The organism is Pseudomonas sp. WS 5411 (genome assembly GCF_012985595.1).
In the GTDB taxonomy this organism is placed as follows: Bacteria; Pseudomonadota; Gammaproteobacteria; order Pseudomonadales; family Pseudomonadaceae; genus Aquipseudomonas; species Aquipseudomonas shahriarae.
Window position 1 is genome coordinate 66,133 of the sequence record NZ_JAARMC010000019.1, and the last position, 25,859, is coordinate 91,991.

Sequence of the window (25,859 nt, forward strand, 5' to 3'; positions counted from 1 at the left end):
GCAGGCGTCCTCTTAATGTTTGTCGCGACGGAAGAACGCCAGGCGCTCCTCATCAATGGCCAGGCCCAGGCCCGGGGCGGTCGAGACATGCAGGTGGAAATCGCGATACAGCAGCGGCTCGGTAAGAATGTCTTCGGTGAGCAGCAGCGGCCCGAACAGCTCGGTGTCCCACGCCAGTTTATTGAGGGTGAGAAACGCGTGGGCCGAGGCCAGGGTGCCGATACCGCCTTCAAGCATGGTGCCGCCATACAGGCCAATACCCGCCGCCTCGGCAATCGCCGCCGTGCGCAGTACGGCGCGCGGGCCGCCGTTTTTCGCGATCTTCAAGGCGAACACCGAGGCCGCACCTTCGCGGGCCAGGTTGAAGGCATCTTCGACACACTCGATGGACTCGTCGGCCATGATCGGCGCCGGGCTCGAGAGGTTGAGCCGGGCCATGCCGCCACGGTTATTGCGCGAGATCGGCTGCTCGATCAGGTCGATAGCGTTATCGCCCAGCACCTTGCAAGCGCGCAGGGCCACGGCTTCGTCCCAGGCCTGGTTGACGTCGACGCGCACGCTGGCGCGCTCGCCCAGGGCTTTTTTGATCGCAATCACATGGGCCAGGTCCTGGCTGACTTCACCGGCGCCGATCTTCAACTTGAAGATGCGGTGACGGCGCAGGTCGAGCATTTTTTCGGCTTCGTCGATGTCCTTTTGCGTATTGCCGCTGGCCAACGTCCAGGCCACCGGCAGGGCATCGCGCACACGGCCGCCGAGCAGCTCGCTGACCGGCAGGTTCAGGCGCTTGCCGAGGGCATCGAGCAAGGCGCTTTCGATGCCGGACTTGGCAAAGGTGTTGCCACGGATGCTGCGCTCCAGGCGCAACATGGCGGCGTTGATGTTGCTGGCATCCTGGCCAATCAACAGCGGCGCAAAGTGTTGGTCGATATTGATCTTGATGCTATCGGGGCTTTCGTTGCCGTAGCTCAGGCCACCGATGGTGGTGGACTCACCGATCCCTTCGATACCGTCGGCGCACCGCACGCGGATGATCACCAGGGTCTGGTTTTGCATGGTGTGCATCGCCAGCTTGTGCGGGCGAATGGTGGGGAGATCGACGATGATGGTCTCGATCGACTCGATGGCGCAAATCGGCATGGCAATACCCGTTGGGTTCTTTATAGGTCTTGCCCGATTCTGTCGCCCATTGTTGCTGGCTTCCAATATAGAATTGGTCTCGAACAATACCCTCAAGGTATGAGAGGAATCCGTATGGAACTGCGCCACCTGCGTTATTTCCAGGTGCTGGGGGAAACCCTGAACTTCACCCGCGCCGCCGAACGCCTGCACATCGCCCAGCCGCCGTTGAGCCGGCAGATCCAGCAATTGGAAGATGAGTTGGGCGTGGTGCTGCTGGAGCGGGGCCGGCCGTTGCGGCTGACCGAGGCCGGGCGGTACTTCTATGAACACGCCAATGTGCTGCTGGAGCAGTTGGCCAAGACCTGCGACAACACCCGGCGCATCGGCCTGGGGCAGAAGACCTGGCTGGGCATCGGCTTTGCCCCCTCGACCCTGTATGGCGTACTGCCGGAGCTGATCCGCCGCCTGCGCAGCCATGACGCGCTGGAGCTGGAGCTGGGGTTGTCGGAGATGACCACCCTGCAACAGGTCGAAGCGCTCAAGGCCGGGCGCATTGATGTGGGCTTCGGGCGGATTCGCATTGATGACCCGGCCATTGTCCAGCGGGTGTTGGTCGAGGATCGGCTGGTGGCGGTGTTGCCGGCCGGGCACCCGCTGCTGGGCACACCGGTGACCCTTGCGCAGTTGGCCGCCGAACCGCTGGTGCTGTACCCCGGCAACCCGCGCCCCAGCTATGCCGACCATGTGATCGCACTGTTCGACACCCATGGCCTGGCGATCAAGGTCGCGCAATGGACCAATGAGTTGCAGACCGCCATCGGCCTGGTCGGGGCCGGCATGGGGGTGACGCTGGTGCCGGCGTCGGTGCAGATACTGCATCGGGCGGATATCGGCTATACGCCGATTGTCGAGGTTACGGCGACCTCGCCGATCATTCTCAGCCGGCGGATTAATGATCGTTCGCCGGGGCTGGGTCATTGCCTGCAACTGGTAGAAGAACTGATCTGAAACAGCCCAGCCACCACTAATACCCTGTGGGAGCTGCATTGTGTTCAGGCACCCCGCATGCGCCGCGCATCGTTGCGCTGCAGCGTCTGGCTGGGTGATTCGTCGAACAGCTTGCGGTACTCCGCCGAAAACCTTCCCAGGTGGGTAAAGCCCCAGCCCAGGGCAATCTCGGAGATGGTGCGGGTAGCACCATGCTCGAGAATTTCCTGGCGCACCGCGCTCAAGCGGTACTTCTTCAAGTAGGCCATGGGCGACAGCGCGAAGTATTTGCGAAACGCATCGAACAGCTTGAACCGCGACACCCCGGTGGCCGCCTCGAGGTCTTCCAGGTGCAGCGCTTCGCGGGCGTTGGCGTGGATGTACTGGCGGGCGCGGATCAGGTAGTGGGGCAGCTTGACCCCCAGCACGTCGCGCAGTTCTTCGGAATAGTTGTTCGGCTGGGCCAGGATCAGGCCCTTGATCAGCGAGCTTTCCAGGTCGCGGGTAAACGCGGCCTGGTCATACAGTTCGCTGCTGTGTTCCAGCTCCGCAATGAAGTGCCGTGCCATACGCCACCACGCTGCCGGCGCGCCCTGCACCGCATCCATCACCGACTCAAAGCGCAGCGGCGCATCAATCGGCCGCTGCAACAAGCCCTCCAGGGTTTCGCTCATCGCCGCACGGGTGATCACCACTTGCAGCTTGCGGCAGTCGCCGGAGATCGCCAGCACCTGGTGTTCATTGGGCGAAATGATCACGCCCTGGTCGCGGTTGGAACTCAGGCGCTGGCCACCCTTGCTCAGCTCCTGCTCGCCCACCAGCGGCAGGCTCAGGCTGTAGCTGCTGAAGTGCTCGGCGTCTTCGATGTCGATGGTCACGTCGGTGCCGTATTCGATCACCCCCAGGGTGGTGGCGCGGGACTTGAACACATTGGCACTGTGGTGGAAGCGCAGGCGCTCCGGGGTGGCGGTTTCCAGCCGGTGGGGCCCGCAGATGCCGGACATCCAGCTGCGGGCGCCTTCAAGGTCGAAACGTTCAATACGGATATCGCGTGTATGGCTACTCATCAGGGTGCACTCACGGCGGTTGTGGCCAGCGCGCTCTGACGGCGCGTCCGGTGGATCAAGGCAAGTTCTGCGCCACGTCGCGCACTTGTCCACTGGGTGGATAGCGAGCGTCGACTATGTGGATAAGAAGCCGGCTTTTTCGACAATTGCCTGCCCTGACAGTAGCGCATTCCCCGGCGTCGTTGCACGGATGTGGGTATTTGCGCCCCAACTATGCGGCCCATCTTCCCCCATTAAGCGGATAGCTGGCCGCCCCCCTGCCCGCCTCTAATGAACCACCGATTAGCTACCCAATAAAAGGTGCCTCCCATGAGTGGTGCAAGAAGCGTCGAGCAGTGGAAAACGTTTATCGAAAGCTGCCTGGATTTCCGTCCGGCCGAGGGTGTGTTCCGCATCGCCCGGGACATGTTCACCGAACCTGAGCTGTTCGACCTGGAGATGGAACTGATCTTCGAAAAGAACTGGATCTACGCCTGCCACGAAAGCGAACTGGCCAATAACCACGACTTCGTAACCATGCGCGCCGGGCGCCAGCCGATGATCATCACCCGCGACGGTGAAGGCCAGCTCAACGCCCTGATCAACGCCTGCCAGCATCGCGGCACCACCCTGACCCGGGTCGGCAAGGGCAACCAGTCGACCTTTACCTGCCCGTTCCACGCCTGGTGCTACAAGAGCGACGGCCGCCTGGTGAAGGTCAAGGCGCCGGGGGAATACCCGGAAGGTTTCGACAAGGCCACCCGCGGTCTGAAGAAGGCGCGCATCGAAAGCTACAAGGGCTTTGTGTTTATCAGCCTCGACGTGCACGGCAGCAACAGCCTGCAAGACTTCCTCGGCGACTCCAAAGTGTTCTTCGACATGATGGTCGCGCAGTCCGCCACCGGCGAGCTGGAAGTGCTGCCCGGCAAGTCGGCCTACACCTACGACGGCAACTGGAAGCTGCAGAACGAAAACGGCCTGGACGGTTACCACGTCAGCACCGTGCACTATAACTACGTGGCCACGGTGCAGCATCGCCAGCAGGTCAATACGGAAAACGGCAGCGCCTCCGGCAGCACCCTGGACTACAGCAAACTCGGCGCCGGCGATGCCAATACCGATGACGGCTGGTTTGCCTTCAACAACGGCCACAGCGTGTTGTTCAGCGACATGCCCAACCCCAGCGTGCGCTCCGGCTACGCCACCATCATGCCGCGCCTGGTGGCAGAACACGGCCAGCAAAAGGCCGAGTGGATGATGCATCGCCTGCGCAACCTCAACGTGTACCCCAGCCTGTTTTTTCTCGACCAGATCAGCTCGCAGCTGCGCATCATCCGCCCGGTGGCGTGGAACAAGACCGAGATCATCAGCCAGTGCCTGGGGGTCAAGCACGAGTCCGATGCCGACCGCGAAAACCGTATCCGCCAGTTTGAAGACTTTTTCAACGTGTCCGGTATGGGCACCCCGGATGACCTGGTGGAATTTCGCGAAGCCCAGCGCGGCTTCCAGGGCCGCCTGGAACGCTGGAGCGATATCTCCCGGGGCAGCCATCGCTGGGAAACCGGGCCGACGCCCAACAGCGAGGCCATCGGCATCCAACCGGCCATGACCGGCACCGAGTTCACCCACGAAGGGTTATACGTCAACCAGCACCGCAACTGGCAGACATTCCTGCTGGACGGGCTTGAGGCGCAATCGTTGAAACTGCACGAGGTGAAATGATGAACGCGCAATTGCAGTATCAGATCGAGCAGTTTTTCTACCGCAAGTCCGAGCTGTGCGACGCCCAGGACTGGGACGCCTACGTGCAGTTGTTCGACCCGCAGAGTGAGTTCCACCTGCCGCAATGGGACTCGGAACACGTCTACACCCGCGACCCCAAGCGCGAGATGTCGCTGATCTACTACGCCAACCGCTCGGGCCTGGAAGACCGGGTGTTCCGCCTGCGCACCGGCAAGGCCGCATCCGCCACGCCGATGCCGCGCACCTTGCACCTGATCAATAACGTACGGATTGCCGAGCAGGCTGATGGCTGCCTGGAAGTGCGGCTGAACTGGCACACGCTGTTCTATCGGCTGGCGATGTCGGAGCAGTTCTATGGCCACGCCACCTACAGCCTCAAGCCCCATGGCGACAGTTGGCTGATCACGCGCAAGCATGCGCTGCTGCTCAACGACACCATCAACTCGGTGCTGGACTTCTATCACCTCTGACCGTGCCCCTGTGGCGAGGGGCAACCTCGCCAGTCATCAATCTATCTACGCGGAGTGCGGTGGATGAATCACAAAGTGGCCTTCAGTTTTGCCGACGGCAAGACCTTGTTCTTTCCGGTGGCCAGCAACGAAATCCTGCTGGACGCGGCGTTGCGCAACGGCATCAAGATCCCCCTGGATTGCCGCGAAGGCGTGTGCGGCACCTGCCAGGGACGCTGCGAGTCCGGCGACTACAGCCAGGACTATGTGGATGACGAGGCCCTGTCCAGCCTCGACCTGCAACAACGCAAGATGCTCAGCTGCCAGACCCGGGTCCAATCCGACGCAGCGTTTTACTTCGATTTCGATTCAAGCCTGTGCAACGCACCGGGCCCGGAACAACTCAGCGCCACGGTGTGCGAGGTGCAGCAGGTGTCGGCCAGCACCGCGATCCTGTCGGTGCAACTGGAGCGCGCCCTGGACTTTCTTCCGGGGCAATATGCACGGCTGTCGATCCCCGGCACCGAGCATCAGCGCTCCTACTCCTTCGCCAACCGCCCGGGCAACCGCTTGCAGTTCCTGATCCGCTTGCTGCCGGACGGGGTGATGAGCAATTACATGCGCGAGCGCTGCCAGGTCGGCGATGAAATCAAGCTGCAGGCACCGCTGGGCGCGTTTTATCTGCGGCACGTCACCCAGCCCCTGGTGCTGGTGGCCGGCGGCACCGGGTTGTCGGCACTGTTGGGGATGCTCGATGAATTGGCCGAGCGCGGCTGCGAGCAACCGGTGCATCTGTACTACGGGGTGCGCGGGGCCGAGGATTTGTGCGAGGCCGAGCGCATCAAGGCGTATGCCGAGTCCATCCGTGGTTTTCGCTACACCGAAGTGCTCAGCGACCCATCGCCGCAGTGGTCCGGCAAGCGCGGTTATCTGACCGAGCATTTCGACGTGGCCGAATTGCGGGATAGATCGGCCGATATGTACGTGTGCGGCCCCCCTCCAATGGTCGAATCCATTAAGAACTGGCTGCAAGATCAGGCACTTGATGGCGTTCAGCTGTATTACGAAAAGTTTACCGAGAGTAATATCTGACCCCTCAGCAGTGAGGGGCGGATCTGGCGTGCAGGATCAACCCTGAAAAAAACAAGTAGAAGGGAATGTTAATGGCGGATGACATGGTTAACCCGGTTGGCCTCAAGCGTGGCCTGAAAAACCGGCATATTCAGCTGATTGCCCTGGGCGGGGCGATTGGTACGGGTTTGTTCCTCGGTTCGGCCGGGGTGCTGAAATCGGCGGGGCCGTCGATGATCCTGGGCTATGCGATAGCCGGGTTTATCGCGTTCCTGATCATGCGCCAGTTGGGCGAGATGATCGTCGAGGAACCGGTCGCCGGTTCCTTCAGCCACTTCGCCCACAAGTACTGGGGCGGCTATGCCGGCTTCCTCGCCGGCTGGAACTACTGGGTGCTGTATGTACTGGTGGGCATGGCCGAGCTGACAGCGGTGGGCAAGTACATCCAGTTCTGGTGGCCTGAAGTGCCGACCTGGGTCAGCGCGGTGGTGTTCTTCGTTGCGGTGAACCTGATCAACACCCTGAACGTGAAGTTCTTCGGTGAGACCGAGTTCTGGTTCGCGATCATCAAGGTGGTGGCGATCATCGGCATGATCGTGCTCGGCTGCTACCTGCTATTCAGCGGTACCGGTGGCCCGCAAGCCTCGATCAGCAACCTGTGGGACCACGGCGGTTTCTTCCCCAACGGCGGCATGGGCCTGCTGATGGCAATGGCGTTCATCATGTTCTCGTTCGGCGGCCTGGAGCTGGTGGGTATTACGGCTGCCGAAGCCAGCGAGCCGCGCAAGGTGATCCCCAAGGCGATCAACCAGGTGGTGTACCGGATCCTGATTTTCTACGTCGGCGCCCTGACCGTGCTGCTGTCGCTGTACCCATGGGATCAACTGCTGCAAACCCTCGGCGCGTCCGGCGATGCCTACAGTGCCAGCCCGTTCGTGCAGATCTTCTCGTTGATCGGTAACGACACCGCCGCGCACATCCTCAACTTCGTGGTGCTGACCGCGGCACTGTCCGTGTACAACAGCGGCGTGTACTGCAACAGCCGCATGCTGTTCGGCCTGGCCGAGCAAGGCGACGCGCCCAAGGCGCTGATGAAGCTCAACAAACAAGGCGTACCGTTGCGCGCCCTGGGCATTTCGGCCCTGGTGACGTTGCTGTGCGTGGTGATCAACTACGTGGCACCCAAGGATGCACTGGTGCTGTTGTTTGCCCTGGTGGTTGCTTCGCTGATGATCAACTGGGCGCTGATCAGCCTGACGCACATCAAGTTCCGCAAGGCCATGGGCGAGCAAGGCGTGGTGCCGTCGTTCAAGACCTTCTGGTTCCCGTTCAGCAACTACCTGTGCCTGGCGTTCATGCTGGTGATCGTTGGCGTGATGCTGGCAATCCCGGACATGCGCCCATCGGTGTATGCGATGCCGGTGTGGGTGGGGATTCTCTTCCTGGCGTACTGGTTGCGCTCCAGGAAGAACAAGGCCTTGGCTGTCGCGCAATAACCTGTGTAGAAGCCGGCTTGTGCAGGAGCTGGCTTATGTGGGAGCTGGCTTGCCTGCGATGGCATCGACTCGGTCTAACTGAATGACCGAGCCGCCTGCATCGCGGGCAAGCCCGGCTCCCACATGAACGGGGCCACAATAGGTATGCATTGCCAACAAAAAGCCCCGGTACTCAATGAGTGCCGGGGCTTTTTGTTGGGTTTCAATCAGAGCGTCGAACGCACCCGCCACAGCTCGGGGAACAGCACGGTGTCGAGCATCTTGCGCAGGTAACCCACGCCCTCAGTGCCACCGGTGCCCGGCTGGAAGCCGATGATCCGCTCCACCGTGGTCACATGGCGGAAGCGCCATTGGCGGAACGAGTCTTCCAGGTCGATAAACTTCTCGGCCAACTGATACAGGTCCCAGTAACGGGTCGGATCGCGGTACACCTCACGCCACGCCGCCTCCACGGATTCGTCATGAACCGTAGGCGCCGTCGGGTCGCGTTGCGCACGCTGCGGGTCAATCGCCAGGCCCGCCTTGATCATCAGGTTGATCGCTTCGTCATACAGCGACGGCGTGGCGATCGCCACTTGCAGCTCCTTGAGCAACTCCGGGCGATGGGCGTGGGGCCGCAACAGCGCCGCGCTTTTATTGCCGAGGATGAACTCGATTTCCCGGTACTGGAACGACTGGAAGCCCGACGACTGCCCCAGGTACGGGCGGATCGCCTTGTATTCCGACGGCGTCATGGTCGCCAGGACCGCCCAGGCGTGCACCAGTTGATCGAAAATCCGCGAGACCCGCGCCAGCATCTTGAACGCCGGCGCCAGCTCACCCAGGCGCACATGCTCGCGGGCAGCCTTGAGTTCGTGGAGCATCAGCTTCATCCACAGCTCGGAGGTCTGGTGCTGGATGATAAACAGCATTTCGTTGTGGTCCGGCGACAGCGGGTGCTGGGCCGTGAGCACTTTGCCCAGGTCCAGGTAGTCGCCATAGCTCATGGACTCGGAAAAATTCAGCTCGGCGTTATGCCATTCTTCCGGCGGCTGGTAATCAGGGGAGAAAGGACACTGGCTCATCGCGTGGGCTCCTTGAGCGGGCGCAGGATTGCTCGTACCGGGCTGGCATCGAGGTTGGCAAAACGCAGCGGCAGCGCGATCAACTCGTAATCGCCCTGCGGGACGTCATCGAGCACGATGCCTTCGAGAATCGCCATGCCATGACGGGCGACGGCGTTGTGGGCATCCATGGTCTTGGACTGCTGCGGGTCCAGGGACGGCGTGTCGATGCCGATCAGGCGCACGCCGAGGCTGGCCAGCAGCTCGATTGTTTCCTTGGCGACGGCGGTGAAGTTCGCGTCCCAAGTGGTCAACGGCGCCTGTTGATAAGTGCGCAGCAGCACGCGCTCCGGCAGGTTATCCAGGCGACCTTGCAACTGCTCGGGCTGCACCAGCGCGCCGCTGTCCAGGCAATACAGCACCCGGCACGGCCCCAGGTACACATCCAGCGAGACTTCGCCGATGGGCGCACCGTCGGCGCTGTAATGCAACGGCGCATCGACATGGGCGCCGGTGTGGGGCGACAGCGTAATGCGGCCGACGTTGACCGGGCATTCGGGGCCGAACTGCCAGACGCGCTCTTCCTGGAAGGGCGTATCGCCCGGCCAGGTCGGGGTGGCGGTGCTCAAGGGTGGGCTGATATCCCACCACGTTTTTATTGGGTTCATACGAGGCTCTCGGTCGTTTCTAAGGTGAATGATACGAGGGCCAGCGGTAAATATTCTTGCGAATTCCAGCGCGAAGGCTGATTTCTTTCGTAGTTACTGCGAAGAAACGCCTGATTATTGAATGGATCCATCAGCCACCCCAGATCAAATGTGGGAGCGGGCTTGCCCGCGATAGCAGTGGACCAGTGAAAAATGTGTCACCTGACACACCGCCATCGCGGGCAAGCCCGCTCCCACAGGGACGGTGTAGGTTTTAAGATCGTATTCCAATGCGCTTCTGGGCATCCCAGTGTCGAGTTCAGACCACTGGCATCCGGCCTGGGGCTATAGGGTGGGGCTTCATTCCCCTGCCTTGGAGCCATCATGTCCCAGCCGATCACCGTACTGCGCGATACCCATCCCCTGCCGGTCCTGGATGCCTGCAAGTGGGAGAAACTCGAAGGTGACCCGCACACCGTCAACCTCAACGCCTACACCAGCGAAGACGGCAGCAAGATCATGGGCACCTGGATCTGCACTCCGGGCAAGTGGTACGTGGAGTACGTGAAGTGGGAATACTGCCATTTCCAGGAAGGCTACTGCGTGATCACCCCGGACGGCCTGGAGCCGATCCATTTGCGCGCTGGGGATATCTTTGTGGTGGAGCCCGGCATGAAGGGCACGTGGGAAGTGGTCGAGACGGTGCGTAAGTACTTCGTGTTTGCCTGAGCACGAAAAACCCGGGAGCCCACCCGACGCGGGCTCCCGGAAAATCCCCTATTGGGGCTTGCGATAGCTGTTGATGATCGCCGAGAAGTCCTTGCCCCCTTCCCCACGCTGGCTCATCGCTTGATACAACTGCTGCGCCACCGCCCCCAGGATCACCGGCTGGTGCGCCTGGCGTGCCGCTTCGGTCGCCAGGCCCAGGTCCTTGAGCATCAGGTCAGCGCCAAACCCCCCGGTATAACCCCGGGATGACGGCGCGGTCTCGATCACGCCAGGCCATGGGTTGTAGGTGTCGGAGCTCCAGCAGCGCCCGGTGGAGCTGTTGATGATGCCGGCCAGCACCTGGGTGTCGATGCCCAGCGCATCGCCCAGGGCCATGGCCTCGCTGACGCCGACCATGCTGATCCCCAGCAGCAGGTTGTTGCAGATCTTGGCGATCTGCCCGGTGCCGACTTCACCGCAATGCACGATGTTGCGGCCCATCTGCGCCAGCACCGGTTGCAGGGTGGCGAACAGTTCCGGGGTGGCGCCGACCATAAAGGTCAGCGTCCCCGCCTGCGCCCCGCCCGTGCCGCCGGAGACCGGCGCATCGGCCATCGCCACGCCGTGCTTGGCTGCCGCAGCCGCCACATCGCGGGCGGTCTGAGGGTCAATGGTGCTGCAATCCACGGCCGGCACGCCTTTGCCGATACCGGCGAGCACACCGTCTTCATTCAGCCAGACGCTGCGCACATGGGCGGCAGCGGGCAGCATGGTCAACACCAGTTCGGCGCCTTCTGATGCTGCGCGCGGTGAGGCACTGATGGTGCCGCCCAATTCGGCCAGTTCCTTGAGCACGGTCTGGTTCAGGTCAAACAGGTTCAGCGCGTGGCCAGCCTTGATCAGGTTGCGGGCCATGGGTGCGCCCATGTTGCCCAGGCCGATAAATGCAATCTTCATGGTCGTCTCCTTGATCAACGCAGGTTGATGGTGGTGTTGACGCCATCATTGACGCTGTCGTCGTCAAACCAGCGGCTGGTGACGGTTTTGGTCTGGGTGTAGAACTGCACCACTTGCTTGCCGTACGGGCCCAGGTCGCCGAGTTTCGAACCACGGGAACCGGTGAAGCTGAAGATCGGCACTGGCACCGGGATCGGGATGTTGATGCCGACCTGGCCGACGTCGATTTCGCTCTGGAACTTGCGCGCCGCCGCACCGCTCTGGGTGAACAGGCCGGTGCCGTTGCCGAACGGGTTGGCGTTGACCAGGGCGATGGCTTCGTCGAGGGTATCGACTTCCAGCACCACCAGCACCGGGCCGAAGATTTCCTGGGTGTAGATCTGCATATCGGTGGTCACGCCCGAGAACAGGGTCGGACCGACGAAGTTGCCTTGCTCGAAGCCCGGCACCTGGATGTCACGGCCGTCCAGTTCCAGCTTGGCGCCTTCTTTCACACCGCTTTCGATCAGGTCGAGGATACGCGCCTTGGCGCGCTTGGAAATCACTGGGCCCACGTCGGTCCCGGCTTCGCTGCCAGCGTTGACTTTAAGCTTCAGCGCCAGGGCCTTGAGGTCCGGCAGCCACTGCTTGGCCGCGCCCACCAGCACCACCACCGAGGTGGCCATGCAGCGCTGACCGGCCGCACCGAAACCGGCGCCGACCAGTGCGTTGAGCGTCTGTTCACGGTTGGCATCGGGCAGCACCACCGCATGGTTCTTCGCGCCCATCATCGACTGCACGCGCTTGCCGTGCTTGCCCGCCAGGTCGTAGACGTGGGTGCCGACGGCGGTCGAGCCGACAAAGGACACGGCCTTGATATCTTTGTGGGTGCACAGGGCATCCACCACATCCTTGCCACCGTGGACCACGTTCAACACACCGGCCGGCACCCCGGCTTCCAGCGCCAGTTCCACCAGCATCAGGGTCGACAGCGGATCCTGTTCCGAAGGCTTGAGCACGAAGGTGTTGCCGCAGGCGATGGCCATCGGGAACATCCACAGCGGGATCATCGCCGGGAAGTTGAACGGGGTGATGCCGGCGCAGACGCCGATGGGTTGGCGCAGGGTGTAGGTGTCGACGCCACCGGCGACGTTCTCGGCGAACTCGCCCATTTGCAGGGTGCCGATGGAGCACGCGTGCTCGACCACTTCCAGGCCACGGAAAATATCGCCCTCGGCATCGGCAATGGTCTTGCCCTGCTCGGCACTGAGGACTACGGCAATACGTTTGGAGTGTTCACGAATCAGCGCCTGCAGCTTGAGCATGATGCGCATGCGCGCGCCGATCGGCGTCAGCTTCCAGGTCTGGAAGGCGCGATGGGCAGCGTCGATGGCCGCGTTGACTTCATCGGCCGTGGCAAAGGGCACACGGGCCAGGACTTGTTGGGTCGCCGGGTTGACGATGTCTTGCCATTCGGTGGTCTTGGACTCGACCCATTCACCGTTGATCAACAGTTTGGCCTGTTTGACGGTGGTATCGGCAGACGTAAGCGATGCGTTCATTGTGGTCTCCAGATCTTGTAGTTATGCAGAGAGCCAAGGCGTGAAGCGCCTTGAGGATGAGGCGTTCGGACGATTTTTGGAGTATAGATGTGCAAACTTCCAATAAGAACCCACATAAAAGCCGGTCCAACATGCAAAAAAACATCACGTCTTTAGGCTCGCTGAACTGGGATGACCTGAAGTTTTTCCTCGAAGTGGCGCGTACCCGCAAGGCCAGCGTCGCTGCCAAGCGCCTGGCGGTGGACTACACCACCGTGTCGCGGCGCATCAGCTCGCTGGAAGGCTCGCTGGGCACCCTGCTGTTCGAGAAATCCCGGACCAGCGGGTTTGTGCTGACCAATGAAGGCCAGCGTTTACTGGGTTACGCCGAGTCCATCGAAAGCACCCTGCATATGGCCTGCGAACAAGTATCGGGCTCCGGCGTGGCGCTGTCGGGGCATGTGCGCATGGGCTGTACCGAAGGGTTCGGTAGTTTTTTCGTCACCCCGCAACTGAGCCACTTCGTCGATACCTACCCGGCGATCTCGGTCGACATCCTGCCCCTGCCCCACTTCATCAGCCTGTCCAAGCGCGAAGCCGACATCGTCATCGCCCTGGAACGCCCGGAACACGGGCCCTACGTGTGCTGCAAACTGTGCGACTACAAGTTGCAGCTGTACGCGACCCAGGAATACCTCGACCAGCACCCACCCATCCGCCGCCCGGCCGATTTGGCCGACCATCCGTTTATCAGCTACGTGGATGACCTGGCGTTCAGCTCAGAGCTGCTGTACCTGGCCAATGTCGTCCCGGGCGCCAGCGCCAGCCTGCGCAGCACCAGCGTGATTGCGCAGTACGTGGCGGCGCAGCAGGGGCGTTCGCTGGCGATCTTGCCGTGCTTCCTGGCCGCGCAGGACTCGCGGTTGCTGCCGGTGTTGGGGGAGGAGATCAATATTACGCGGCAGTTCTGGATGTATTGCCGGGAGGATTTGCGCAAGTTGAAGCGGATTACGTTGTTGTGGGATTACATCCGTGAGGTGACGGAGCAGAACCAGGGGTTGCTGATGGGGGAAACGCGGGAGATGGTGTTTGCCGACTGAATGGCTGCTGCAGGCACAGAACGTTGGGTCGGCACTGATAAGTGTGGGAGCGGGCTTGCCCGCTCCCACAGTTGAGCGTGTTTGAAATTCAGACCGGCCTGTCGGCTCAGTCGGCGATCACTACAATCGACACCCGGCGGTTTTCGGTACGGCCCGCGGAGGTGCTGTTGGAGGCCACCGGCTCGCTGCTGCCCAGGCCGCGCAGTTGTACGTTTTCTTCCTTCATACCCACGCCCACCAAGACCTTGCCCACGCTTTTCGCCCGGCGCAGGGACAGTTGCTGGTTGTAGGCTTCCTTGCCCGAGGCATCGGTGTGGCCGTCTACGCGCACGCGTTCGATGCCCACGCCGGTGAGGGCCTTGCCGATGCGTTCGACGATCTCGGTGCTGGGCGTGTTGAGTTTTTCGACGTCGCTGCCAAACAGCACTTTGCCCGACAGGCCAAACGCCCAGCCTTCGTCGGTCAGTTCGAAGCCTTGTTGTTTGAGCACCGCCACTTGCACCGGGGTCAGGCCTTTGGGGGGGGGAGTCTGGCAGCCACTCAGGGCCAGTAGCGCAATAAACAAGGTGATAAACAGAACGCGTGTGTTAGCAAACAAGGGATCAACTCCTGTGTTGAACATTGGCGGCCGAGTGCTCCGACTCCGCCGTGTGCTGGCCGCCCTGGGAAAGGCGTTTGGCCTGATACATCGCCACATCGGCGGCATTGAGCAAGGCGCCGGGAGTGGCACCATGATCGGGATATACCGCGATACCGATACTGAGTGAGGTCAACACTTCGGTGTTGCCCGGCAGCGGGATGGGCTGGTCCATGCTGGCGATGATTTTGTCGGCGATGCGCTGGGCATCTTCGAGCTTGTGCAGGGGCGAGAGCAGGATGGCGAACTCGTCACCGCCCAGGCGGGCCACCAGGTCGCTCTCGCGCAGTTGCGCCCGCACGCGCGCGGCGACCGCAACCAGGACGGCGTCACCGGCGGCATGCCCGAAATTGTCGTTGATGTCTTTGAAGCGGTCACTGTCGAGGAACAGCACCGCCACTCGCTCGTTGAGCTTGGCCGCGCTGCGCAAGGCGCGAATCAGGCGGCCCTCAAAGAAGGCGCGGTTGGGCAGCCCGGTCAGGCTGTCATGGCTAGCCTGGTGGGCAAGGGTTTCGTTTTCGCTTTGCAGGTGGGTTTGCCAGGCTTCCAACTCGTCGAGCAGGGCATTGAAGTCGTTGCCCAGGCTGTCGAGCTCGGCGATCTGCGCCGGTGGCACACGGCGGTCGAAGGCCCGCTCGCTGCGCGCGGCGTGGGCGACGTCGGCCAGGCTGTGCAGCGGGCCGGTGATGCCGCGCAACATGCGCCGCGCCAGGTAAATCGCTACCCAGCCACTGATGGCAGTACAGATGATGATCCCCGCCAGGCCACTGAGCAAAAAGCGCAACAGACTACCGCCGTGGCCACTCAACTCGACGGTGCCAATTTTCTGGCCTTGATGCAGGATCGGCTGGCGGATGGGCTCTTCCAGCAGTGTGTGGGCCAACTCCAGCTCGATCCTGGACAGCACCCCCGTTTCCGGACGCACCCAATGGGCCAGGGTGCTGCCGTTGAGGTCCAGCACCCGGGCTTCAGCGACTTCTTCAGTGGAGGCAATCAGCGCCAGGGCTTCGGTGGCCGCCACGCGGTCCTTGAACACCACTGCGGCTTCCACGGTGTAGTTGATCGAACGGGCGATCAGGTGCAGGTTATGGTCGGCATACACCCGCAGGGCCAGCACCCCCAGCAGGGTCAGGGAGACGCTGGCCATGGCTACGGCCACCAGCGCCACACTCAGGTGCCCGCGACCAAGGACCGAACGTAATGTAGGGCGGGTTTTGGCGTTACGCAGTTTCATGGCTCCGGCGCCCGACGACGGGATAACTGCAGGACGCTGGGGTGGATGCGCACACCGCTGCGGGCGACGGAGTCGAGGTTGACCTCGAACGAGACTTGCTCATCACTGACCCGCAGGCAAAACAGGCTGCCCACAGTGCATTGATCGCCGCCTTCGCTGATGCTCAGCACCGGATGGCCAGTCAACGCGGTGAACAGGCGGCCACGCTCGTCAGTAGTGAGCTTGCCGATGTACAGCGCGTCGCACGCATTGACGATATTGGGGTTGTCCGCCAGCAAGCGCTGGACCACCACCGGCCGGCCGGTGGCCTGGGTGGTGCCCTTGACCAGGTCGTCGGTGTATTGGGTCGGGCCAACGATGCACAACCGCAGTTGCGCGGGCTCCACCGGCCAGCGGGCGTAGCTGAGAATCCCCAGTATCACCTGGGTGACGGCCTGGGCCCGCTGGTCGGCTGCACTGGCTGTGGGCGCCTGGGCAAAAGCCAGAGGCGTGACGAGACACAAAACGGCCGATAGCAGCAATCGTCTCCAGCTCCAACTACGCTCTGCGGGCGAGACAGCCACGTTCATGCAGCGATTCTCTATGATCTTCTCGGGATAATGCCGCAACGATAGCATATTGGCGGAAACCCCATCGAGACGGGCTCTAGGTAGATTCTGCCATTCATCATGAAAAACCCGACATATCGGTCAGGTTTTTCCCACATTCTCACGCACCCAACTCCAACATCAGCCCGCTCAACCGTTTTACCTTGCGCCGCACCGCCTCTTCGAAAACCCCGCCACGGGTCTCGATCAAGCTGAAGCGATCCTTGGCGCGGGTGATGCCGGTGTAGATCAGCTCCTTGGTCAGTACCGGGTTCAGTGCATCCGGCAAGATCAAGGCCGTGTGGGCAAACTCCGAGCCCTGGGACTTGTGCACGGTCATGGCATAGACGGTTTCCACATCATTGAGGCGGCTGGGCAGCACAAAGCGCACCCCGCCCTGGCCATCGTTGCGCGGGAAGGCCACACGCAGCACCTGCGGCCCACCGTCGCTTTCGGGCAGCTTCAAGGCGATACCAATGTCACCGTTCATCAAGCCCAGGCCGTAGTCGTTGCGGGTCATCAGTACCGGGCGGCCTTCGTACCATTGCTGGTCGCTGTCGATCAGCCGGGCCTTGAGCAGCGCCGCGGTGATGCGCTGGTTGAGGCCTTCCACGCCCCAGGGGCCCTTGCGCACCGCGCACAGCAACTGGAAGGCATCGAAGGCTTGCAACAACTGGCGCGCCCAGTCGGTCCAGCGCGAGTCGTCGCGGGGTGTCTCGGCTGCCGGGCGTGTGGTGCGCAACAGGTTCAGGTAGTAGCGATAGCCCTGGGCATCGCTGCCCTGCCCGTCCAGCACCAGGCGCTCCAGGGCGCGGTCATGCTCGCCCTTGAGGTGCAGGCAAAACAGGTCGTGGCTGCCGGCGTCCAACAGTTGGCGAGCCTGCTCGGGGTTTTGCTGGTTGACCCAGCGCGCCAGTTGGCCGATACCGCTGCCTTCGCCGAAACGCCGGGAATAACGCAGCATGACCACTTGTTGCGCCAGCGGATGACTGGCCTCGAGATCCTCCTGCAGGCCGCTGCCCGCCAGGGTCTCGCCGCTGACGTTTTCCAGCCATTGGCGGGTGTCGGGGCTGTACCAACCCGCTTCGGCATCGCGGCACAAATCGCCGAGCACCGCGCCGGCTTCCACCGAGGCCAATTGGTCCTTGTCCCCCAGCAGTACCAGGCGCGCATGGGGTGGCAAGGCATCCAGCAGGTTGGCCATCATTTCCAGGTCGATCATCGAGGCTTCATCCACCACCAGCACATCCAGCGGCAACAGGTTGCCCGCGTGATGGCGGAAATGCCGGGTGCCGGGGCGGCTACCCAACAGGCGGTGCACGGTGGTGACCTCGGTGGGGATTTTTTCGCGCACAGCGTCGGGCACTTGCAGCGAGCGTACTTGCTGGCTGATGGATTCGGTCAAACGTGCCGCCGCCTTGCCGGTGGGCGCCGCCAGGCGGATGCGCAAGGCCGTGCCCTGCTCCACTGCGGGTGCCTGCAGCAAGGCCAACAGGCGCACCACCGTGGTGGTCTTGCCGGTGCCGGGGCCGCCGGTGACGATGCTGAACGCACCGCGCGTGGCCAGGGCACAGGCGAGTTTCTGCCAATCGACCACGCCGTCCGGGGGCGGTTGGTCGAACAGGCCATTCAAGCGCTGGGGCAAGTCGGCCGAGACCGCTTCCTGCACGGCAAGACGCTGACGCAAGGCGCTGTCGATGCGTCGCTCATAGGTCCAGTAACGCCGCAGATACAGGCGCTTGCCCGACAATACCAACGGCCGGCTTTGCGCCGCCGCACTGCCATCGACGGCCAGCGCCACCAGCGGGCTTGCGGCCAGGGCATGGCACCAATGGGCGCCGTCCAGGCCCTCGAGCAATTGCGAGGGCAGCAGCATCACGCCACTTGAAAGATCCCCTTCTGGGGGCAGCGACAGAGCGAAATCCGGGGCCTTCAGGGTTTCGAACAGGTCCAGGCACACATGGCCGTGGCCCAGTTGGTGACTGGTCAGGGCGGCGGCCAGCAGCATCAGGGGATCGGCCTGTGGATCCAGTTCGTGGAGAAAGCCGACGAACGCCTTGTCCAGCGCCCGCAGCCAGCCGCGCTCGACCCAGCGCTCCAGCAGGTGCATCAGGTCGTCAGCGCGATCCAGCGGTGCCAGTGCCTCCAGCGGCATTGTCGAGAGGCTCATAGCAGGACTCCTTGTTCCCAGGCCGGTTCGACCTTGGGCCGTTGCGGCTTGCCCTGGAACAGCAGGTCCAGGCGTTCGATCAGCTCCCGTGGCGGCCGGGTGAAATACGCGCCCTGGCTCACGGCTTGGCTACCGCGCAGGAATAGATAGAGCGCGCCGCCCACATGCCGGTCGTAATCGTAATCCGGCAGGCGCGCCTTGAGCTGGCGATGCAGGGCCAGCAGGTAGAGGACATATTGCAGGTCGTAGCGATGGTCGAGAATCGACTGTTCCATGGCCTCACGGGTGTAGGCCGCGTCGTCGGCGCCGAGCCAGTTGGATTTGTAGTCAGCCACGTAGTAGCGGCCGTCATGTTCGAAGGTCAGGTCGATAAAGCCCTTGAACATACCATTGAGCAACACCGGCTCGGCGGCGACCCGCGACACGCCGTCATGGGTGTATTGGCAGACCAGTTGGTCGAGGGCGAGCACATCGACTTTGTGGCTGGCGAACCAGAACTCCATTTCAATCTGATAGTGCTGCAGGTCGCTCAGGGTCACTGAGGCCTGCCCATGGCCCAGGCCCAACGGCAGTTGCAACAGGTGCCCGAGCCAGCCGCTGAGGGTGCCGATCCAGCCTTCCCAGCCACGTCGGTTGCAGCGCCGGGCAACGGCATCTTCGATGGCTTCGGCCGTTACGTTGAAGCCTTCGTTACCGGCCCACTCCAGCAGGCCGTGGAGAAAGGTCCCGGGGTTGGGCCCCCGTGGGAAACGGTGAATATCCCCGCCAGACGCGGCGACTTCGCGCGGTGCATCCGGGTCCAGGCGTTCGTCGTCGAACAGCTTCTGTGCCTGGGGGCTTTCCGGGGCTTCCAGGCTGGCGGCGCTCATGCTTTCGCCGATGCGCAGGGCGCTGTAGGACGCGATCCACCAGTTTTCCGCGGCCTTGCGCTTGGGCAGCAGGGGCGCGAGCAAGGTCGCGTCATTGCGCGGAGGTTGGTAGGTACTGGTGTCAGCTTCCGGCATTTGCTCGTAGGCAATCGCCGCGCAGCCGTCCTGCAAATCCATCAGCCAACGGGCCAGGGCTGCGGACTCACCCAGGGCCGCGCCGCCGCCCAGCAGATAACCCAGGGCTGACAGGTGCAACACCGAACTGTTGTTATTGCCGCGTTTGAGGTCAGCCACGCCCAGCCAACAGGCGTGTTTGGCCCGGGTCAGCGCCACATAGAACAGACGCAGGTCTTCGGCCAGGCGCTCGTCATCGGCCTGGGCGATCAGTTCGACGGTGGGTTTCAGGCTGACCTGGGACTTGCCGTTGGCATCGTGGTAATGCAGCGGCAGGCGGCTGCCGTCGACCGGCTTGGCCGAGCAGATAAACGGCAGGAAGACCAGGTCGTATTCCAGGCCCTTGGACTTGTGGATAGTCACCACTTTGACCAGTTGCTCATCGCTTTCCAGGCGCAGGATCTGCTCTTCGCCGGCCTGGCCCGAGAGCGCCAGGTGCTCCGCAAGATGGCGGATCAGCGCTTGTTCGCCGTCCAGCTCTGCGGCGGCCTGTTGCAGCAACTCGCACAGGTGCAGCAGGTTGGTCAGCACCCGTTCGCCATCGCTGCGGGCAATCAGGGTTTGCGGCAACTTGAAGTCATGCAGCAGACGCCGCAGCATCGGCAGCACGCCCTGGGTGCGCCAGATCACGCGGTAATCGCGGAACTGCATGACTCGCTGCTCCCAGACCAGTTCGTCCTGGTTCAGTTGCTCCAGCTCGGGCAGCGACAGGTTGAGGGTGACGCAGGCCAGGGCCGCGCGCAGCGGGCGCTCGACATCCGGTTCGGCACAGGCTTTGAGCCAGGCGAGCAGGTCATGGGCTTCCTGGGAGGCGAATACCGAGTCCTTATCGGACAGGTACACGCTGCGCACACCGCGCGCGGCCAGTTCACCGCGTACGGCCTGAGCTTCCTTGCCGTCACGCACAAGGATGGCGATGTTCGACGGTTGCACGGGAGTGAAGTCTGCCCCCTTGATAAACCCTGCCGTGCCCTGCTGACCGCCATTGAGCAACGCGACAATCTGGCTGGCGCACGCGCCGGCCAATTGCTGGCGATACCGCACATTGGAGATCGGCTGGTCGGTGGGCAGGTGCCAGATATTCAGGGCTGGCAGTGTGTGGCCATCGACCTGCAACTGCTCCTTGCGACCCTGGGACGACACCGGCTGGAAAGGCACCGGGTTGTCGCCGTCGGGCGTACGAAACAGAAACGCCCCACGCCCGGATTCCGCACGCTGGAACACGTGGTTGACCGCCTCGACCATCGCATGGCTGGAGCGAAAGTTGGTGCCCAGGGTATGCAAACGCCCGGCGGTGGCCTGGCGGGCGCGCAGGTAGGTGTAGATATCGGCGCCGCGAAACGCATAGATCGCCTGCTTGGGGTCGCCGATCAGGAACAGGCCGCTGTGCGGGCTGTTGTCTTCGATGCGGTAGATGCTTTCGAAGATCCGGTACTGCACCGGGTCGGTGTCCTGGAATTCGTCGATCAGGGCCACCGGGAATTGCTCGCGGATTACGCTGGCCAGACGTTCGCCACCCTCGGTTTGCAGGGCGGCGTCGAGGCGGATGAGCATGTCGTCGAAACCCATTTCGGCACGCCGGCGTTTCTCTTCTTCAAAGCGTTTGCCGACCCAGGCCGCCGCGTGTTGCAACACTGCAGCATCGGGCGTGGGCAAGGCGTCGAGGCTGGCTTTGAGGCCCGCCATGGCATCCAGGCCGGGGTGATGGGGGGCGTCGCCCTTCCAGGCTTCGGCCATACCCTCGGGGGTCAGGCGGGTGAAGCCGGTGCCGATGTCCAGTTGCTCCAGGGTTTCGTCAGCGGCCCAGGCGCTGATTTTCTCGAACCAGGGCTCGAAATAACGGGCCTGCATCTTGCGACCATCCACAGCCTTGGCGGCGACAGCTTGCAGGCAGATCTCGCGCAACTCGGCGGCCCATTGCTGCCAGGGGGCCTTGAGCGCCACCAGGGCCTCGCGGCGCTCGTGCAAGCAGGCCTCGATCAACTCGGCGGGCTCACGGGGTTCATCACCGGGGCGCTCGCTACCGAACAACGCGCGCACTCGGGGCATCAGCGCCGCAGGCCCCCCCCAGTTGCTGCGGACCCAGTTCAGGGCATCGCCGTGCATCGGGTAGCAGAACAGCCGCCAGTAGTCGCGCAACACTTCGCCAAGCAAGTCGCTGTGGTCGGTTTCCAGGGTCTGGGTAAACAGGCTGCCACTGTCGAAAGCGTGCTCGCGCAGCATGCGCTGGCACCAACTGTGGATGGTCGAGACGGCGGCCTCGTCCATCCATTGCGCGGCGATGTCGAGGCGGTTGGCGCAACCCGGCCACTGCTCGGCGCTGTACTGATCACGCAGCTCGGCGATCAGGGCATCGGGCTGTTCGATTTCGTCACGAAAGAAACGCGCCGCTTGTGCCAGGCGGGTGCGGATGCGTTCACGCAGCTCTTTGGTGGCGGCATCGGTGAAGGTCACCACGAGGATTTGCGGCGGCAGCAATTCGCGGCCAAAACCCGCCTCATCGCCACCGTGGCCCAGAACCAGGCGCAGGTATAACGCGGAGATGGTGAAGGTCTTGCCGGTACCGGCGCTGGCTTCGATCAGTTGGCTGCCACGCAGGGGGAAGGCCAGAGCCAGGGGTTTGGTGCTCATGAGCGGGCCTCCTCGCTGGTCAGTGATCGCCAGGGGGCGGTGATGAGTGGGCGGTACAGGGTTTCGCACCAGCCTTCGAAATCTTCACTGGCGACCAGGGCCGCGTAGTCGGGGAATTGCCGGGTGAGGGCCGGGCTTTCGCGGCGCTCGCCATCGCTGGTGATGCCATCGCCTTCGTAGGCTTTAAGGGCGGCGGCCTGGGCTTTGTCCGGATCAGTCTGGCCGAGCCAGGCGAAGGCGGTCTTGACCGCGATCGGTAGTGGTTCGCTCATGCCGGCCCGCCAGGCCAGGAGCAGGTTGCCAAGCACATCCTGGGCAAGGTTTTGCTCCAGTGGCGCCAGTAGGAGCGTGTCGTCACTCGCCACCAGGCCGGTGCTCAAGGGCAGGCCACAGGCGCAGGCCACCAGGTGGTTGACCCATGGGCGGATCAGGCGATGCCACTTGCGGGTCTTGATCGAGCCGATGCTGTTGGGGATGGTGGTCACGCTGAGCAAGCCGCCATCACTGCGCCGGTGCAAGCCGCTGACCCAGCCGTCGAGTTGAATACCCTGGTGCGCGAAGCTGACGGGCTCCGCGGTATTGTGTGGCGTGGGCCAGAGTGCCAGGAGTTGCTGGTAGCGTTGCAGCAAGTCAGGCAAGGGTTCGATCAGCTCGTTGCGCAGGCATTCGCCGAAACCGACCATGGGCAGCAGGCCACTGCCTTGAAGACGTTGCGCTTGGGCCAGCAGGGCTTGTTCGAGATGATCCGGGTCGGTCAGCGCGGCAGCGAGCAGGCTGTCGCTCAAGGTGTAGCGCTGCAAGGCGTCGAGGACGAAGGGTTCTTCATCGGCCAGGGGCACTTCGGCGGCTTCGAAAAATACTTTGAGGCGCTGGCTGAAGAAATGCCTGACAGGGTTACGCAAAAAGTCCTGCAACTGGCCCAGGCTCAGGGGTTCTTCCTGGATGTGGGGTGCCAGACCGGTTGTTTCGAGGGGCTGGTCTTGAACTTCGTGTAACAGCTGCCATTCGCGGGCGTAGCTGAACAGTGGATCGCCCTCGTGGAAGTAACGCGCACTGAAGGGTTGCAATGGGTGTTCCTGGGTCATCGCCTCCAGCAACGGTTGCTCCTGGGCATGCTGCCAGCCGCTGGCGAGGTGATCGCGCAGTTGGCCGATCAGCACGGACGCCGGGCGCTCGCTGTTATCGCGGATGCTGCGGCCGACCCAACTGATGTAGAGCTGGTCGCGCGCCGAGAGCAGGGCTTCGAGCAGCAGGTATCGGTCGTCTTCGCGCCGGGAGCGGTCGCCGGGGCGGTAGTCGCTGCCCATCAGGTCGAAATCCAGCGGCGGTTGCGCGCGGGGATAGTCGCCGTCGTTCATGCCCAGCAGGCACACCAGCTTGAAGGGGATGGCCCGCATCGGCATCAGGGTGCAGAAGTTCACGGCACCGGCGAGAAAGCGCTGGGACAAGCGGCCCTGGTCGAGACCGGCAAGCCAGGCCTCACGCACGACAGTCAGCGGTAATTCGTCGTACAGGCCGACGGACTCGCAGGTCTCCAGCCAGTCTTCCCGCAGTTGCTCCAACTGACCCAGCAGATAGTCATCGTGTTCATTGCTGGGCAGGAAGAAGCGCTGCATCAAGTCTTGCAGGCGTGTGCCCCAGGCTTGCGGGGTCGCGGGCTGTGACAGGGCTTGGTGGGCATCGTGCAATGCGTCAAGCAGGGCGACCAAGGGCCCGATCAGCGCCGCGTCGAGGCCGCCGATTTCGTCATAGGGCTCAATGCCGGCGCAGGCTGCGCCACTGCCGACGGCGTAGCCCAGCAGCATGCGACGCAGGCCGAATCTCCAGCTGTTCTGCTCCAGCGCACTGGGCAGGCCCAGGCCTGCGCGCTGTTCGGCATCGAGCCCCCAGCGGATGCCTGCGCCTTCTATCCAACGGTGCAGCGTGGGCAGGTCGCGCTCCTGGATGGCGAAGCGTTCGCGCAAGGCGGGAACGTCCAGCAAGTCGAGGATTTCGCTGACCGGGAAACGGCTGTCCGGGAGCTTCAGCAGGTGTTCGACGGCGATCAACAGCGGGTCGCGGCCCCGTTGGCCCTGGTCCGTCAGGGTGAAGGGGATGAAACGTGGGTCTTTCTTGTCCAACTGGCCGAACACCGCACGGATATGCGGTGCATAGCTGTCAACGTCCGGGACCATGACGATAACGTCGCGGGGGCGCAACGTCGGATCCGCGCTGAAGCGTTGGAGCAGTTGATCGTGAAGAATTTCCACTTCGCGCTGGGCGCTGTGGGCGATGTGGAAGCGGATCGAGGTGTCGTGCTGCAGATCGACGGCCGGCCAGCGCTCGCGGGTTTCCGGGAGCGGGCGCAGTTCGAGGATATCGTCCTGTAGCTGGTTGAGAATGGTGGTCGGCTCGCTGTCGCTGAACAGGTCGATGCGTCCGTCACGGAAGGCCGACCGGTAGCTGTTGGGATCGTCGTAGCTGTCCAGCAGATTGATGTAGTCGCGACCTTGCTTGCCCCAGGCGGCCAGCAAGGGGTGGGCGTGCTGGTGCAAGGTTTGCGGGTCGATGGTGACGGGCATCCCGGTCTTGCGCGCCTGGCGTTTGTATTCGTTTCGCAATAGGTCTTTGTCGGCGACGATGTCGGACCAATGGTGACGGCAAGGGTTGTGCACGCAGAGCAACACCTGGCTGAAACGGGCCAGGCCGGCCAGGGCTTCAAGGGCCTGGGCGGGCAAGGAGGAAATGCCAAACACGATGACGCGGGACGGCAGGCCTTGGGGGGCGGTGTCCAGGTTATTAATGCGTTCGATAAAACGCTGGTGGACCCCGGCACGGCTTTGCGCCATGCCTTCCTCACCCACGTCCAGCAGCAACGCGCGCCATAACTCGGCCTGCCAGCAGTTGGCCGGGCTCAAGGGCTTGGCTTCGCCTCGGCCATTGCGCAACTGGTGGCGGCCAGCGGCCCAGTCTTCCAGCCAGTCGGCACGATACACCTGATATTGGTCGAACAGGTCGGCCAGGCGCTCCGCCAGTTGGTAGCGTTTACGCAGGTCAGTGTCATGGGTGAGGAAGCGTTGCAGGGGCTCGAAGTGCGGCTGGTCGATCAGCTCGGGCAACATGCGCATCAGGCGCCACGTCAGTGGGGCTTTATCCAGCAAGGATTTGGCCGGGATTTCATCGCGGCCCAGGACCATGCGATAGAGCTGCCACATAAAGCTGCCGGGCAGTTGCACATCGATTGCCGCGGCTATGCCGCACCCTCCCAGATCGTCCTCTTCCGGGTCTTCAGCAAGGGCCAGCTTGAGCCATTGGGCGATGCCGTTGCTTTGCACCAGAGCGATTTCGTTTTCCAGGGGAGCCAATGGATAACGACGCATCCAACTGACGACCAGGCTGCGCAGTTCATCCAGGCGATTGCCGTGGACGACCATAAATCCAGCACTGAGGGACGTTGCATCCGGCATAACGGCTTCCTTGGGAAAAGCAAAATCGAGGGAGCGACTTTAGCATTGAAGGGCGTTACAGGCGGAGTTGGACTGCTCGCCAAATCGCCTCAGCGCTTTTCGACCGCCCAAAACAAAACCCCAACTGCTTTCGCAATTGGGGTTTCGGAATTTAATCTTGACGATGACCTACTCTCACATGGGGAAACCCCACACTACCATCGGCGATGCATCGTTTCACTA

At 62.7% G+C, this 25,859-nt stretch carries 19 protein-coding genes; 7 read left to right on the plus strand and 12 right to left on the minus strand.

Translation table 11 applies throughout. From position 1 onward, the window contains the following. Positions 1–12: 12 nt before the first annotated feature. Positions 13–1,140 carry a muconate cycloisomerase family protein gene (locus HBR93_RS20935; protein WP_057439315.1) on the minus strand — a complete coding sequence of 376 codons (1,128 nt, stop codon included), beginning with the start codon at positions 1,138–1,140 and terminating at the stop codon, positions 13–15. Positions 1,141–1,254: 114 nt separating this feature from the next. Here HBR93_RS20935 and HBR93_RS20940 point away from each other — a divergent pair, with 114 nt between their 5' ends. After that, entirely contained in the window at positions 1,255–2,130 is an 876-nt protein-coding gene (locus HBR93_RS20940) for a LysR family transcriptional regulator (RefSeq protein WP_169960995.1), read from the plus strand. 44 nt (positions 2,131–2,174) lie between these two features. On the opposite strand, the gene HBR93_RS20945 is transcribed toward HBR93_RS20940, so the two are convergent. Beyond that, the gene (locus HBR93_RS20945) at positions 2,175–3,176 is read right to left on the minus strand and encodes a helix-turn-helix domain-containing protein (RefSeq protein WP_057439316.1); all 1,002 of its coding nucleotides are present in this window, start codon (positions 3,174–3,176) and stop codon (positions 2,175–2,177) included. Between the two features lie 309 nt (positions 3,177–3,485). Between HBR93_RS20945 and antA the strand changes: the two genes are divergently transcribed. The 4 genes from antA to HBR93_RS20965 all read left to right on the plus strand — a co-directional run bounded on the left by antA (position 3,486) and on the right by HBR93_RS20965 (position 7,914). After that, positions 3,486–4,877, plus strand: a complete 1,392-nt coding sequence (antA, locus tag HBR93_RS20950) for an anthranilate 1,2-dioxygenase large subunit (RefSeq protein WP_057960625.1) — start codon at positions 3,486–3,488, stop codon at positions 4,875–4,877. Beyond that, a complete protein-coding gene (gene antB / locus HBR93_RS20955; RefSeq protein ID WP_057439317.1) occupies positions 4,877–5,368 on the plus strand; it encodes an anthranilate 1,2-dioxygenase small subunit in 492 nt (163 codons plus the stop codon). Before antA ends, antB begins: the two co-directional genes overlap by 1 nt. A gap of 63 nt (positions 5,369–5,431) precedes the next feature. Further along, the gene (gene antC / locus HBR93_RS20960) at positions 5,432–6,439 is read left to right on the plus strand and encodes an anthranilate 1,2-dioxygenase electron transfer component AntC (RefSeq protein WP_057444359.1); all 1,008 of its coding nucleotides are present in this window, start codon (positions 5,432–5,434) and stop codon (positions 6,437–6,439) included. Positions 6,440–6,510: 71 nt separating this feature from the next. Continuing rightward, complete coding sequence (locus tag HBR93_RS20965; protein ID WP_057439319.1) at positions 6,511–7,914, plus strand: amino acid permease; 1,404 nt, start codon at positions 6,511–6,513, stop codon at positions 7,912–7,914. Between the two features lie 206 nt (positions 7,915–8,120). On the opposite strand, the gene kynA is transcribed toward HBR93_RS20965, so the two are convergent. Both kynA and kynB read right to left on the minus strand, forming a co-directional pair. Beyond that, positions 8,121–8,978: a tryptophan 2,3-dioxygenase gene (gene kynA, locus HBR93_RS20970; RefSeq protein WP_057960627.1), complete on the minus strand. Its 858-nt coding sequence runs from the start codon at positions 8,976–8,978 to the stop codon at positions 8,121–8,123. Then, complete coding sequence (kynB, locus tag HBR93_RS20975; protein ID WP_057439320.1) at positions 8,975–9,625, minus strand: arylformamidase; 651 nt, start codon at positions 9,623–9,625, stop codon at positions 8,975–8,977. The genes kynA and kynB overlap by 4 nt, the downstream gene beginning before the upstream one ends. 363 nt (positions 9,626–9,988) lie before the next feature. Between kynB and HBR93_RS20980 the strand changes: the two genes are divergently transcribed. Beyond that, the gene (locus HBR93_RS20980; RefSeq protein ID WP_057439321.1) at positions 9,989–10,333 is read left to right on the plus strand and encodes a cupin domain-containing protein; all 345 of its coding nucleotides are present in this window, start codon (positions 9,989–9,991) and stop codon (positions 10,331–10,333) included. Positions 10,334–10,381: 48 nt separating this feature from the next. On the opposite strand, the gene mmsB is transcribed toward HBR93_RS20980, so the two are convergent. Then, the gene (mmsB, locus tag HBR93_RS20985) at positions 10,382–11,269 is read right to left on the minus strand and encodes a 3-hydroxyisobutyrate dehydrogenase (protein WP_169960996.1); all 888 of its coding nucleotides are present in this window, start codon (positions 11,267–11,269) and stop codon (positions 10,382–10,384) included. Between the two features lie 14 nt (positions 11,270–11,283). Continuing rightward, a complete protein-coding gene (locus tag HBR93_RS20990; RefSeq protein ID WP_057439323.1) occupies positions 11,284–12,810 on the minus strand; it encodes a CoA-acylating methylmalonate-semialdehyde dehydrogenase in 1,527 nt (508 codons plus the stop codon). A 131-nt stretch (positions 12,811–12,941) separates the two neighbouring features. Between HBR93_RS20990 and HBR93_RS20995 the strand changes: the two genes are divergently transcribed. Next, on the plus strand, positions 12,942–13,889 hold the full coding sequence (locus tag HBR93_RS20995; protein ID WP_057439324.1) for a LysR family transcriptional regulator: 948 nt from the start codon (positions 12,942–12,944) through the stop codon (positions 13,887–13,889). Positions 13,890–13,995: 106 nt separating this feature from the next. Here HBR93_RS20995 and HBR93_RS21000 read toward each other — a convergent pair whose 3' ends face one another. From HBR93_RS21000 to recC, 6 genes are all read right to left on the minus strand, one after another. Beyond that, complete coding sequence (locus HBR93_RS21000) at positions 13,996–14,487, minus strand: OmpA family protein (protein WP_169960997.1); 492 nt, start codon at positions 14,485–14,487, stop codon at positions 13,996–13,998. 4 nt (positions 14,488–14,491) lie between these two features. Beyond that, positions 14,492–15,760, minus strand: coding sequence for a diguanylate cyclase (locus HBR93_RS21005; protein ID WP_057439326.1), 1,269 nt, complete (start codon positions 15,758–15,760; stop codon positions 14,492–14,494). Beyond that, positions 15,757–16,329 (minus strand): YfiR family protein, encoded by a 573-nt coding sequence (locus HBR93_RS21010; protein ID WP_115127328.1) that lies wholly within the window; start codon positions 16,327–16,329, stop codon positions 15,757–15,759. The genes HBR93_RS21005 and HBR93_RS21010 overlap by 4 nt, the downstream gene beginning before the upstream one ends. 139 nt (positions 16,330–16,468) lie before the next feature. Continuing rightward, positions 16,469–18,517, minus strand: coding sequence for an exodeoxyribonuclease V subunit alpha (recD, locus tag HBR93_RS21015; protein ID WP_169960998.1), 2,049 nt, complete (start codon positions 18,515–18,517; stop codon positions 16,469–16,471). Continuing rightward, the gene (recB, locus tag HBR93_RS21020) at positions 18,514–22,191 is read right to left on the minus strand and encodes an exodeoxyribonuclease V subunit beta (RefSeq protein ID WP_169960999.1); all 3,678 of its coding nucleotides are present in this window, start codon (positions 22,189–22,191) and stop codon (positions 18,514–18,516) included. Before recB ends, recD begins: the two co-directional genes overlap by 4 nt. Next, positions 22,188–25,637: an exodeoxyribonuclease V subunit gamma gene (gene recC / locus HBR93_RS21025; RefSeq protein WP_169961000.1), complete on the minus strand. Its 3,450-nt coding sequence runs from the start codon at positions 25,635–25,637 to the stop codon at positions 22,188–22,190. Before recC ends, recB begins: the two co-directional genes overlap by 4 nt. Positions 25,638–25,859 lie beyond the last annotated feature (222 nt).